Raw genomic sequence first — 12,194 nt, forward strand, 5'->3', positions numbered from 1 at the left:
AAATAGAAATGAGTGAATAGTATGCCTGAAATGCCAGAAGTGGAAACTGTTAGACGTGGTTTGATCTCTCAGATCAAAGGCAAAGAGATTGTTAATGTAGAAATCAGATATCAAAATTTAATTACGGGGGATGTTCAACAATTCATTGATATGGTTACTGGTACTAGAATCTCAGATATCGGTCGCCGAGCAAAGTTTTTGTTGATCCATCTTGATAGTGGATTTACGATCATTAGTCACTTGCGTATGGAAGGTAAGTATCGAGTATCAGCCGATCCAGCCATGATTGACAAACATTCTCACGCTATCTTCACCCTAGATGATGGTCAAAAACTTATTTACAATGATGTGCGTAAATTTGGACGCATGCAAATTTGGCGGACAGCCGATCTTTCCACAAATAAATCAATTTCTAAATTAGGTCCAGAACCGTTATCAGCTGATTTTACATTTGACAACGTAAAACCTAGGATTATGCGACATCGTAAGGATATTAAAACGGTTTTGTTAGATCAGTCGGTAATGAGCGGGTTAGGGAATATTTATGTTGATGAAGTTTTGTGGAATGCTAAGATTCATCCCGAAACCCCTGCTAATCACATGAGTGATGAAGACATTGATAATATTATTAAATACTCTAACGAAGAAATGAAAATGGGTATTGAATCCGGCGGTTCGACTGTCAGATCATATCTCGATTCAACTGGCCATGCCGGGCACATGCAAGACTTCTTACACGCGTATGGCAAAGAAGGAACTCCATGCGATCGTTGTGGTACGACAATCGAAAAAATTAAAGTTGGTGGTCGTGGCACGCATTTCTGTCCAACTTGTCAGGTACTCAAATGAGCAAAATCTATGGATTAACAGGTGGCATCGCTGCTGGAAAATCAACGGTTCGGGATTTATTAAGAAAAAATGGATGTATAGTGTACGATGCTGATCAAGTCGCAAGAGATGTCGTTCAGCCAGGGACAGAGGGTTTGGCTAGTATCGTGCGGACATTCGGTGAAGATATTTTGGAGTCAGATGGTACGTTAAATCGAAAAAAATTGGGTTCGATTGTTTTCAGTGATAAAAATCAACTTAAAAAGCTAACTAATATCACTGGACCATTGATTCGCGAGCGTATTATTCATACAATGGAACAAGCTCGTAAATCAAGTGATAAAAAAATTGTTATATTTGAAATTCAATTATTATTCGAATCAAATTATCAAGGTTTTTTTGATGGCGTTATCTGTATATATTTGCCACAAGAAATTCAATTAAAGCGCTTGATGGAACGTGATAGAATTAGTGAAGAAGCTGCTATGAAGAAAATAAAATCACAAATGTCGATGGATGATAAGCGGCAGCAGGCAGATTATGTGATTGATAATTCAGGTAGCATTAATATTTTACAAACGGAAATTTATAACTTGATAAAAAAATTGTAATACGGAAAAGAGGCTGATGATATGATTTGTCCACATTGTCATCATGATTCGTCAAAAGTCGTCGACAGTCGCCCTAGTGATGAAGGTCGTGCTATTAGACGTAGAAGAGAATGCGAGTACTGCGGGACACGTTTTACGACATTTGAAAGAATTGAAAAATCACCATTGTTAGTGATCAAAAAGAATGGCAACCGTGAAGAGTTCAGTCGTGAAAAGCTGTTACGCGGTTTAGTTCGTGCAGCAGAAAAACGTCCAGTGACCATTGACCAAATGAACGAAATCGTCGATAAGGTCGAAAATCAAATTCGTGCGACTGGCGAAAACGAAGTGGGATCACAGACTATTGGCGAGTATGTTATGAAGATACTTGCTGATGTTGATGATGTCAGCTATATTCGTTTTGCCAGTGTTTATCGAGAATTCAAAGATATGAATGGCTTCATGAAGGAAGTTCAAGAGATGATGGCCAATGATGGATCAGAAGATAAATCTGAGAAAGATTAGGGAGTGCTCAATTGGCAAAAGAATTTAATTATGATCCGACAAAATTTACACCTTTGACGGGTTATTGGTGTTTGCCACACGGGCAAATAAATGATTATGATCGTCACGTTTTGACTGATCTTTATTTGCCGTTACTTGGCACACGTGCTTATAGCATTTATTTGTTACTATGGGAAAAAATCCCTAATAAGGAATTGATCAGTGAGCGTCAAAGTCACGCGGAACTCATGAGTTTGTTGGATATTGACCTCAAAACTTTTTACAATGAACGTATCAAGGCAGAAGCACTGGGATTGATCAGAGCCTACGAAAAACATGACGACATTGGTGATTACTGTGTATATCAGTTATTCGAACCTCTGTCGCCGCATGAGTTTTTTAATGATGACTTGATGAGCATTTTTTTATACGAACAAATTGGTGAAAATAACTATCACAAAATGGTACAAAAATATTCTCAATCAAATGATATTTTGAATGATGCTAAGGAAGTCAGCAAAGATTTCTTAGAAGTATTCCAACTCAGCAATGATGACTTGATAAATACGCCGTCTGAAGTTAAATCAGCACAGTCTGAATTTGATGATGTCGAGGAGCAACAACCGACTGTCAAAATATCCGCTAATGAGCAATTGGATTGGGAGTTGATTGTTGAAAGAATTGAACAGTTATTTAAAATTTCGAGAAACGACTTATTAGAGAATCAGGATTTGATCATCAGTTTGCATGCCTTCTATGGCATCGATGAAATGGCAATCATTAATTTGATTGGGCAAACCTGCGATATTGTCAATAACAAAATCGATCCCGTACGCCTAAAAAAAGTCGTCCAAGATAGATTTGAAAAAAATGCTAACATTGCGGTAAAGACTGCGAATAATCAAACTACAACCGATAACAATCAGTCTCCAATCGTGACTAGATTTAATCGTGCTGATGACTTGCTTTTACAACAAGCGAAGTCACTAGCACCGGCTGATTTTTTGGCAGCTGAGAAGAAGAAGAGTGGTGGATTCACAGGTACGGTGGAATCCAGAGCTCTACGTGATATGGCTATGAAAACCTACTTGTCACCGGCGGTATTGAACATCATGGTGGACTATATCTTACAAAACTCACCAACGTTGACGCTACCGTTGATGGAAACCATGGCTAATGATTGGCAGCAAAATAACGTTGAAACTCCAGAACAAGCTTTGCAGAGGTTACATGATTTCAAAACTAAATCTCGCAATCCTAAGCGGAGATATTCGAATAATCGAACTCCACGTAAAACAGAACAAGGTACTGATTGGAGCAAGGTTACCTCCAAGCCGATCAATGATAAGGATGCGCAACAAAAGCAGCAAGAATTACAAGAGAGACTCAGAAAATTGAGAAATAAGGATAATTAATCATGGAAAATTTAGGATCAAAACTAGCTGAATATTTAAATTCAAAAAATCTAACTGATGATTATCGTCGTTTGATGAGTCAAGCCATGAATGATCCTGACGTGCAAAAGTTTCTAAAGGAAAATACTGAACGCATTAGCTCAGAAGCAATAGATGTCAGTGCGGCTAGTATTTATGAGTTTTATAATCATAAAACACATCAAAATGAATTGTCGAAGGGATACTATCCACGACTAGTTGTCAGCAACCACAATATCGAGGTCGTCTACGTTCCTAATGTGAGAACTCAAGATGAGGAACGTAAGTCAAATTATGAATCCAAATTCGTGTTGCTTAATATGCCTAGTGATATTCGTAAGGCAACACTGGATGATTATGATGGTGCTGGTAGGACTCAAGCCTTGTCTGAAGCAATCAATTTCATCGAAAACTATTCTAATGACAAAATATTTACACCGGGATTGTACTTAGCAGGTGATTTTGGAGTAGGTAAAACTTATTTACTTGGGGCAATTGCAAATGAGTTGTTCAAGCAAGATGTCAGAACGACTATTATGCATTTTCCAACGTTTGCTATTGATATGAAAAATGCTATCGGACAAAATAATGTTTTGGAACGAGTTAACAAGATCAAAGGTTCTGAAATCTTGATGTTGGATGATATCGGGGCTGACTCAATGTCCAGTTGGATCAGGGATGAGGTATTGGGAGTTATCTTGCAGTATCGAATGCAGGAAAACATGCCAACATTTTTCTCGTCGAATTTTTCAATGTCTGAGTTGGAAGAACACTTGTCTACAAATCAGCGTGGAGAAGAAGAGCCTGTAAAGGCAAAGCGAATCATGGAGCGGGTAAAATACCTTTCCAAAGAGGTCATAGTAAGCGGACCAAATCGCCGCTTTTCAAAATAGATTTCCTATTTCGCTTGCAAAATCAATTCATAAATGTTTCAATAAGTGCATGAAAGACAACACTTCGGTTCTATTCAGGGAGGGTACGTATACTGAAAGCTTACCCATTACTGGAGCTACCACTTTCACTAACAACTGTATAATTGTCGGTTACTTTATAACCAAAAGAGTGAAAACTGTTTTTGTGCAGTTTTAAAGTGGGTGGAACCGCGTAGAAATGCGTCCCTGAAGTATGTATACATTTTAGTGTGTATATACTTCAGGGACGCATTTTTGTTGCCCAAAAATTAGGAGGAAACCACATGTCAAAAATCAAATTAACATTTCCAGATGATTCTGTTAGAGAGTTTGATGAAGGCACAACTGTCTTAGATGTTGCAAAATCAATTAGTACTTCATTAGGTAAAAAAGCTGTCGCTGGTAAGCTTAATGACACATTAATTGATGTAGAACGTCCAATAAGCCAAGATGGCAAAATTGAAATTATTGCTGGTGAAGATGATGAAGATTCACTTAAGGTTTTGAGAAACACCGCAAGTTTGGTATTCGGTGCTGCTGCCAGTGAATTCAAGAAGGATATTCACTTTGGCGAAAAAGAATCAAATGATGATGGTTTCTTTGTTGATACAGATGACAAAAATGGTCAAATCAGCGTTGATGAACTAGAAGATATCGTTGCTATTATGCACAAAATCGTTAAGAACAATGACAAAGTTGAACGTGTCTTGATGGATAAGTCAGAACTTGTTGAAATGTTCAAAGATGATCCATTCAAGTCATCATTGATCAGTGCAATCGACTCAGTTCAAATCCCAGTATATAAATTAGATGATTTCGTTGACTTCGGTTACGATGCTATTCTACCAAGTATGAAAGATTTGAAACACTTTAATTTGCTATCAGTTGCCGGTGCATATTGGCAAGGTAAGTCAAGTAATCCAATGCTACAAAGAATCTATGGTACAGCCTTCTATAACGAAGCAGACCTTGAAAAAGATGCAAAACGCCGTGCTGAAATCAAAGAGCGTGATCACAGAACAATTGGTCGTGATTTAGATCTATTCTTCGTTGATCCCGAAGTTGGTGCAGGACTACCATACTGGATGCCAAATGGTGCAACAATCCGTCGTGTCATCGAAAGATATATTATTGACAAGGAAGTTGCATGGGGTTACCAACACGTGTATACACCAGTTCTAATGAACTTGAATGCTTATAAGACTTCAGGTCACTGGGAACACTACCGTGAAGACATGTTCCCACCAATGGATATGGGTGATGGCGAAATGCTTGAACTTCGTCCAATGAACTGTCCTTCACATATTCAAATTTATAACCATCACAAACGTTCATATCGTGAATTACCAGTTCGTATCGCTGAATTAGGTATGATGCATAGATATGAAAAATCAGGTGCCTTGAGTGGTTTGCAACGTGTTCGTGAAATGACACTTAACGATGGTCATACATTCGTTGCACTAGATCAAATCCAAGCTGAATTTAAGCGTACACTTCAATTGATGGTTGAAGTATATAAGGACTTTGATATTACTGACTACTCATTCCGTCTAAGTTACAGAGATCCTGCTAATACAGAAAAATACTTCGATGATAATGAAATGTGGGACAAGTCACAATCAATGCTTAAGGGTGCCATGGACGAACTAGGTCTTGACTACTATGAAGCAGAGGGTGAAGCTGCATTCTATGGTCCAAAGTTAGATGTTCAAACCAAGACAGCTTTGGGTAACGAAGAGACATTGTCAACTATCCAATTAGACTTCATGCAACCAGAGAAATTCCAACTAACATATGTTGGTTCAGATGGTGAAGACCACAGACCAGTTATGATTCACCGTGGAATCGTTTCAACAATGGAAAGATTTATTGCATATCTAATTGAAATGTACAAGGGTGCATTCCCAACATGGTTGGCTCCAACACAAGTACGTATTATTCCAGTTAACCAAAAACTTCATGGTTCTTATGCAGAAAATCTACTTAAAGAACTACGTTCTAAAAATATTCGTGCAGAAATAGATACACGTGATGAGAAGATGGGTTACAAGATCCGTGATTCTCAAACAATGAAGATCCCATATACAGCCGTTGTTGGTGACCAAGAAATGGCCGACGCTACTGTTTCAGTTAGAAAATATGGAGAAGAACATTCAGAGTCAGAAAACTTACCAATGTTTGTTGGTGCAGTTGTTGCAGATAACAATAACTTTAGTCGTAGAAACGGCTAATTATAAAAATAGTATTTAAACGTGTTGACAGTTCACGAGTTATCATGTATTATATTTAACTGTTGAGATTAAGCAGAAGCGCCCGCTTCTCACCTAAGCTTTATGGCCTCTAGGTTAATACGATTATGTAGATAATAGTGGGCGTGCGTATGCGCCCACTTTTTTTGTGGGATCAGATTTTTCGGAGGTGACTACTCATAGCAAGAGATCTATTAATAAACGATCAAATCCGTGCTAAAGAAGTACGATTAATTTCAGAAAATGGAGATCAAGTTGGTGTTAAACCAACAGCAGAAGCCCAACGTTTGGCTGATGCAGCTAATATGGACCTTGTCCTAATGTCCCCAGGCGCAAAACCCCCAGTGGCAAGAATCATGGACTATGGTAAATATAAGTTTGAACTTCAAAAGAAGAATCGTGAAGCACGTAAGAAACAAAAAACCGTTAGTTTGAAAGAAGTTCGACTAAGTCCTACCATTGAGGCCAATGACTTCAATACGAAGGTGAACAACGCTCGTAAGTTCTTGGCTAAAGGTGATAAGGTCAAAGTATCTCTTCGTTTTAAGGGTAGAGCAATTACTCATAAAGAGATAGGTAAAGAAGTTTTAGATCGTGTAGCTGAAGAGACTAAGGATGTTGCAACAGTGACAACTAAGCCTAAGATGGACGGTCGTAACATGTTCTTGATGCTTGATCCAATTAGTTCTAAAGACAATAAGAAAAAATAGTGGAGGGGTTTCTAATGCCTAAACAAAAAACACACCGTGCATCAGCAAAGAGATTCAAGAAAACTGCTAATGGTGGTTGGAAGAGAAGCCATGCTTATACAAGTCACCGTTTCCACGGTAAGACAAAGAAGCAACGTCGTCAATTGGCTAAACCAGGAATGGTTAACGCAAGTGATATGAAACGTATCAAACAAATGCTAGCTACATACTAATTATTTATTTGTAATTTAAAGGAGGAGTCATTATGCCACGTGTAAAAGGTGGAACAGTAACTCGTAAACGTCGTAAGAAAATATTAAAATTAGCTAAGGGATATCGTGGTTCAAAACATATCACTTTCAAGGCAGCACATACGCAAGTAATGGTTTCATACCGTTATGCATTCCGTGATCGCCGTCAAAGAAAACGTGATTTCCGTAAGCTATGGATTGCTAGAATTAATGCTGCTGCAAGAATGAACGAAATCAGCTACAGCAAATTAATGCATGGTTTGAAGTTAGCAAACGTTGATATCAACCGTAAGATGTTGGCTCAATTAGCTATTGAAGATCCAAAAGCATTTACAAGTTTAGTAGATACAGCTAAAAAAGCTTTAGCTTAATGATGAAAACGTAATTTGGATATTCCAAATTACGTTTTTTTACTAAGTATAAAAGAGGACTAAAAATGTTTAAACCATATGTTATGCTCAATAGAATTACTGACTTAGACGTTAGTAGTTTGAAAGAAATGAATATTACCACCATAATGACAGATTTGGACAATACACTTTTACCGTGGAATAGCAATAAGTATGAACTAACGTTGCGCAAATGGCTAAACCAAATGAATAGAGCTAATATTGAAGTTTTGATAGTATCAAATAACAGTTACGAGCGTGTTGAGAAGGCAGTGACTGATTTGCCGGTATCAATAGTTGCTCGTGCTGCAAAACCACTACCATTCGCAATTATTCACCATTTAAGGGAAGAAAACATCGCTCCCAAAAATGTGTTATTTGTGGGTGACCAAGTGATGACAGATGTTCTAGCAGGTAACATGGCTGGATTAAAAACGGTGCTTGTAAAGCCAATTGTAAAAACAGATGCTAAGAAAACCCGTGTGAATAGATTTTTTGAGCGTCCTATTTTAAAATTTATACAGAAACATGATTCAAATATGAATTGGAAGGACTCATTAAATGACAGAGATTAATGAAAAGTTGTATTGTATTGGTTGTGGGGCTGAACTTCAAACAGAAGATTCAACCAAACCGGGATTCATCCAAAACTCTACATTGAATAAGTATCTGGAATCAGACGATGACTCCAGAGAACTTCTATGTAAGAGATGCTTCCGTCTACGTAATTATAATGAGATTACCGATGTGAATGTTGATGATGATGACTTCTTAAAATTACTAGATTCAATTGCCCAAAAAGACGGTTTGATCGTAAATGTTATTGATATCTTTGACTATGAGGGTAGTGTTATCCCCGGACTACAAAGATTCGTCGGCGACAAAGATATATTAGTCGTGGGTAATAAAGTTGATCTATTACCAAAATCAGTAAATCAAAATCGATTGTTGAATTGGTTACAACAGAAGAGTAAAGAAAATGGTATCAAATCTGTTGATCAATTAATGGTTTCTGCAGAAAAAGGAACTAATATCGATGCATTGATGAAGATGATCGATAAATATCGTAAGGGTCAAGATGTATACGTAGTAGGTACAACTAATACAGGTAAATCAACTTTGATTAATCGTATCATTGCTCAAAGTTCTGATGTCAAAAACTTAATAACTACTTCTCGTTTTCCCGGTACTACACTTGATAGAATTGATATCCCATTGGACGATGGGCATAATTTAGTAGATACACCAGGTATTATTCATAAATACCAATTAGCACATGTTCTGAATGATAAAGATTTGAAGACTATTACACCTAAGAAACCATTGCGACCTGCCACATTCCAATTGCGCGATGGTCAATCGATTTTTGTTTCAGGATTAGCAAGATTCGACTTCTTGGATGAAAAAACTAATGTTGTTTTTTATGTAAATCAAAATCTATTATTGCATCGTACTAAGACTGTCAATGCCGAAGAATTCTATGAGAAACATGTTGGTAAGGACTTGACTCCACCAACTGAGATCGAAAGTTTCCCAGAATTACAAAAGCACGAATTTACATCGCACAGCAAGTCCGATATCGTCGTTTATGGATTAGGTTGGGTAACTATCCCTGAAAACTGTAAAGTACGTGTATATGTACCAGAAGGCGTCAGTGTTTCAATTCGCGATGCTATTATTTAAGGAGAATATATGATAATTAAAGGAAAAAAGAATAGTTTTTTAAGAGGTAAAGCTCAAACTATCAAACCATTGATTCAAATTGGTAGAGAAGGCCTGAGTGATAATCTTCTTGATCAAATAGAATTACAGGTTAATAAGAATGAATTGATCAAGATATCATTATTACAAAACACGATGGTTGAAGCTCATGACTTGATCGAGGCCCTTGCAGAGTTCGATGATCAAATCGTACCGATTCAAACTATCGGTTCAAAGATCATTATTTACAAGAAAGCCCCAAAAATTAAAAATCGTAAAATTTCTTTGGAATTAGAAAAAATTTAGTATTAGTGAACGTAGTGAAAAATAATGAATACAAAAAGTCAATTATTAACTAAAGTGAAACCACAATTTAATACCAATCGGACTAGAAGACATGTAGGGATTTTGGGTGGCACCTTTAACCCGATCCATATGGGTCATTTGGTGATTGCTGAACAAGTATATGAGCAACTGTGTTTAAATAAAATTTTATTTCTACCGGACAAGATTCCGCCACACAAAAATGTGAAAAAGGAAAAACCTTCAATAAGTAGTGAAGATCGTATCGAGATGCTCAAAATGGCCATTCGTGATAATATGCATTTTGATCTTGATTTAACAGATATCAATCGTGGTGGTGTCAGTTATACATACGAAACTATCAAGTTATTGAAGCAGTATAACCCTGATACTGAGTATTATTTCATCATTGGTGGCGACATGGTCAAAAATCTGCCTGATTGGGATCATATTGATGAGTTGATCAATATGGTACATTTTGTAGGTGTTTGTCGTAAAGGCTTTGAGAAAAAGTCAAAATATCCTATACTTTGGGTAAATACTCCGGAACTGGAAATTAGTTCAAGTATGATTCGTGACCGTATCAAAAAAGGTCAATCGATCAAATATTTGGTTCCAGATGAAGTAGAAGAATATATTAAAGACAAGGGGCTATATCATGACTAATTTTAACTATGATGAAGTAAAATATGGTTTTGATCGTGAATCATTAGTCAATCGAATGCAAGCGCAAATGAGTGACTTTCGGTTCACACATTGTTTACGAGTTGAGCGTGTATCGCGCGGGTTAGCTGCAGAATACGGTGCCGACGTACAAAAGGCTGGCCTAGGTGGATTATTGCATGATTATACTAAGGAGAGACCTGATGAGGAATTTATTCAAGTAATAAAATCCAAAAATTTGGATCCTGATTTATTAAATTATAATAACGCTATCTGGCATGGTATCGTTGGTGCCGAGATCATCAAAGATGAATTAGGTATTTATGATGAGGACGTACTAAATTCTGTCAGACGTCATACAGTTGGTTCTACTAATATGACACAGGTAGATAAGTGTGTCTTTGTTGGTGATTTTATCGAACCTAAACGTGATTTTCCCGGTATTGAGATAGCGCGTGAGTACGCAAAAGAATCATTGGATGCGGCGGTCGCCTACGAACTTAAACATTCAGTAGCACATTTAGTTGATAAGAATAGAAAAATTTATCCAGCTACATTTGATAGCTATAATTATTGGATGGCAAAAGGAGAACTGTAATTGAATTCAAAGGAAATTATGGAAACAGCAGTAAAAGCAGCAGATAGCAAACATGCAAATGATATTCAAGTTTTAAATATTAGTGAAGTAAGCATCATGGCGGATTATTTCGTCATCATGGATGCTAGTTCACAACGTCAAGTTGACGCTATCGTGCAAGAAGTTTTGGACCAAATGGGTAAGAATGGTGTCGATGTAGGACATGTGGAAGGTAAACGTGACTCTAAGTGGATCCTTATCGACTTACATGATGTAGTTGTTCATGTGTTCGTATCTGAAGAACGTGACTTCTATAACCTTGAAAAACTATGGTCAGATGCACCAGAAGTTGATATTTCAGATTTGGTAACTGAATAATGATCTACAATTCTTTTGCACGGGTCTACAATGAATTGATGGATGATGACCTATATAATGATTGGGCTAATTATGTCAAGTTACGTGCAGGTGGTGCCGAGACGCTACTAGATGTAGCGTGTGGTGCTGGTGATTTAACAGTCTTGTTAGCCAATGAATATCAAGTCACTGGTACGGATTTGTCTGAGGAAATGTTAAAAATTGCTCAAGAAAAAGCCGATGATGCTCATGTATCGATTCCATTCGTACAGAGTAATATGATGGATCTATTTGAGCTTGGCAACTATGACCTGATTACTTGTTTTGATGATTCGATCTGCTATCTTAAGGATGAAGATGAATTAGCTATTGCCTTCAATCAGGCATACCAACATTTGAACAGAGGCGGCAAGTATTTATTTGATGCGCACTCACTGTATCAGATGGATGAAGTCTTTCCAGGATATATGTTCAATCATAAAGAAGAAGATTCAGCATTCATGTGGAGTAGCTTTGAAGGCGAATATCCACACAGTATCGAGCATGAATTGACATTTTTTAACTGGGATGACAGTATCAATGGCTATAATGCTAGTACTGAGCTCCATTATGAGAGAACCTATCCGATTACAACATTTGTTGAAATCCTAGAAGATATTGGATTCAAGCATATTAAAGTAAGTGCTGATTTTGGTCGCTCTGAGCCTAAGCAAGATTCTAATCGTTGGTTCTTTGAGGCTGAGAAATAG

Annotated in this window: 16 protein-coding genes and 1 other annotated feature; all 16 genes read left to right on the forward strand. The window is 37.2% G+C overall.

Going from position 1 to position 12,194, the window contains the following annotated elements; all coding sequences use genetic code 11:
• The first annotated feature begins 21 nt into the window (after positions 1-21).
• Entirely contained in the window at positions 22-849 is an 828-nt protein-coding gene (gene mutM / locus AC27FM_RS08645) for a DNA-formamidopyrimidine glycosylase (RefSeq protein ID WP_487087386.1), read from the forward strand.
• Positions 846-1,439, forward strand: a complete 594-nt coding sequence (gene coaE / locus AC27FM_RS08650) for a dephospho-CoA kinase (RefSeq protein WP_487087388.1) — start codon at positions 846-848, stop codon at positions 1,437-1,439. Before mutM ends, coaE begins: the two co-directional genes overlap by 4 nt.
• Positions 1,440-1,460: 21 nt before the next feature.
• Entirely contained in the window at positions 1,461-1,943 is a 483-nt protein-coding gene (gene nrdR, locus AC27FM_RS08655; RefSeq protein WP_487087390.1) for a transcriptional regulator NrdR, read from the forward strand.
• An 11-nt stretch (positions 1,944-1,954) separates the two neighbouring features.
• Positions 1,955-3,337 carry a DnaD domain protein gene (locus tag AC27FM_RS08660; RefSeq protein WP_487087392.1) on the forward strand — a complete coding sequence of 461 codons (1,383 nt, stop codon included), beginning with the start codon at positions 1,955-1,957 and terminating at the stop codon, positions 3,335-3,337.
• Between the two features lie 2 nt (positions 3,338-3,339).
• On the forward strand, positions 3,340-4,248 hold the full coding sequence (gene dnaI, locus AC27FM_RS08665) for a primosomal protein DnaI (protein ID WP_487087394.1): 909 nt from the start codon (positions 3,340-3,342) through the stop codon (positions 4,246-4,248).
• A 302-nt stretch (positions 4,249-4,550) separates the two neighbouring features.
• Positions 4,551-6,497 (forward strand): threonine--tRNA ligase, encoded by a 1,947-nt coding sequence (gene thrS / locus AC27FM_RS08670; RefSeq protein ID WP_487087396.1) that lies wholly within the window; start codon positions 4,551-4,553, stop codon positions 6,495-6,497.
• Between the two features lie 64 nt (positions 6,498-6,561).
• Positions 6,562-6,670, forward strand: a sequence feature (ribosomal protein L20 leader region).
• Between the two features lie 24 nt (positions 6,671-6,694).
• Complete coding sequence (gene infC / locus AC27FM_RS08675; RefSeq protein ID WP_487087621.1) at positions 6,695-7,225, forward strand: translation initiation factor IF-3; 531 nt, start codon at positions 6,695-6,697, stop codon at positions 7,223-7,225.
• 14 nt (positions 7,226-7,239) lie between these two features.
• Positions 7,240-7,437, forward strand: a complete 198-nt coding sequence (gene rpmI, locus AC27FM_RS08680; RefSeq protein WP_025024860.1) for a 50S ribosomal protein L35 — start codon at positions 7,240-7,242, stop codon at positions 7,435-7,437.
• Positions 7,438-7,469: 32 nt separating this feature from the next.
• On the forward strand, positions 7,470-7,826 hold the full coding sequence (gene rplT / locus AC27FM_RS08685; RefSeq protein WP_487087398.1) for a 50S ribosomal protein L20: 357 nt from the start codon (positions 7,470-7,472) through the stop codon (positions 7,824-7,826).
• A gap of 65 nt (positions 7,827-7,891) precedes the next feature.
• A complete protein-coding gene (locus AC27FM_RS08690; protein WP_487087400.1) occupies positions 7,892-8,419 on the forward strand; it encodes a YqeG family HAD IIIA-type phosphatase in 528 nt (175 codons plus the stop codon).
• The gene (yqeH, locus tag AC27FM_RS08695) at positions 8,406-9,527 is read left to right on the forward strand and encodes a ribosome biogenesis GTPase YqeH (protein ID WP_487087402.1); all 1,122 of its coding nucleotides are present in this window, start codon (positions 8,406-8,408) and stop codon (positions 9,525-9,527) included. Before AC27FM_RS08690 ends, yqeH begins: the two co-directional genes overlap by 14 nt.
• Before the next feature lie 9 nt (positions 9,528-9,536).
• A complete protein-coding gene (locus AC27FM_RS08700) occupies positions 9,537-9,851 on the forward strand; it encodes a YhbY family RNA-binding protein (protein WP_487087403.1) in 315 nt (104 codons plus the stop codon).
• 24 nt (positions 9,852-9,875) lie between these two features.
• The gene (locus AC27FM_RS08705; protein ID WP_487087404.1) at positions 9,876-10,514 is read left to right on the forward strand and encodes a nicotinate-nucleotide adenylyltransferase; all 639 of its coding nucleotides are present in this window, start codon (positions 9,876-9,878) and stop codon (positions 10,512-10,514) included.
• Complete coding sequence (gene yqeK / locus AC27FM_RS08710) at positions 10,507-11,109, forward strand: bis(5'-nucleosyl)-tetraphosphatase (symmetrical) YqeK (protein WP_487087405.1); 603 nt, start codon at positions 10,507-10,509, stop codon at positions 11,107-11,109. The genes AC27FM_RS08705 and yqeK overlap by 8 nt, the downstream gene beginning before the upstream one ends.
• Entirely contained in the window at positions 11,110-11,466 is a 357-nt protein-coding gene (gene rsfS / locus AC27FM_RS08715) for a ribosome silencing factor (RefSeq protein ID WP_487087407.1), read from the forward strand.
• Entirely contained in the window at positions 11,466-12,194 is a 729-nt protein-coding gene (locus AC27FM_RS08720) for a class I SAM-dependent methyltransferase (protein WP_487087409.1), read from the forward strand. The genes rsfS and AC27FM_RS08720 overlap by 1 nt, the downstream gene beginning before the upstream one ends.

The organism is Companilactobacillus sp. y65-5 (genome assembly GCF_057541095.1).

What these genes read in the sequence shown, in the direction of transcription:
- mutM (WP_487087386.1), top strand. Translation starts at nt 22, where the DNA reads ATGCCTGAAATGCCAGAAGTGGAAACTGTTAGACGTGGTTTGATCTCT.
- coaE (WP_487087388.1), top strand. Translation starts at nt 846, where the DNA reads ATGAGCAAAATCTATGGATTAACAGGTGGCATCGCTGCTGGAAAATCA.
- nrdR (WP_487087390.1), top strand. Translation starts at nt 1,461, where the DNA reads ATGATTTGTCCACATTGTCATCATGATTCGTCAAAAGTCGTCGACAGT.
- dnaI (WP_487087394.1), top strand. Translation starts at nt 3,340, where the DNA reads ATGGAAAATTTAGGATCAAAACTAGCTGAATATTTAAATTCAAAAAAT.
- thrS (WP_487087396.1), top strand. Translation starts at nt 4,551, where the DNA reads ATGTCAAAAATCAAATTAACATTTCCAGATGATTCTGTTAGAGAGTTT.
- rpmI (WP_025024860.1), top strand. Translation starts at nt 7,240, where the DNA reads ATGCCTAAACAAAAAACACACCGTGCATCAGCAAAGAGATTCAAGAAA.
- rplT (WP_487087398.1), top strand. Translation starts at nt 7,470, where the DNA reads ATGCCACGTGTAAAAGGTGGAACAGTAACTCGTAAACGTCGTAAGAAA.
- AC27FM_RS08690 (WP_487087400.1), top strand. Translation starts at nt 7,892, where the DNA reads ATGTTTAAACCATATGTTATGCTCAATAGAATTACTGACTTAGACGTT.
- yqeH (WP_487087402.1), top strand. Translation starts at nt 8,406, where the DNA reads ATGACAGAGATTAATGAAAAGTTGTATTGTATTGGTTGTGGGGCTGAA.
- AC27FM_RS08700 (WP_487087403.1), top strand. Translation starts at nt 9,537, where the DNA reads ATGATAATTAAAGGAAAAAAGAATAGTTTTTTAAGAGGTAAAGCTCAA.
- AC27FM_RS08705 (WP_487087404.1), top strand. Translation starts at nt 9,876, where the DNA reads ATGAATACAAAAAGTCAATTATTAACTAAAGTGAAACCACAATTTAAT.
- yqeK (WP_487087405.1), top strand. Translation starts at nt 10,507, where the DNA reads ATGACTAATTTTAACTATGATGAAGTAAAATATGGTTTTGATCGTGAA.
- AC27FM_RS08720 (WP_487087409.1), top strand. Translation starts at nt 11,466, where the DNA reads ATGATCTACAATTCTTTTGCACGGGTCTACAATGAATTGATGGATGAT.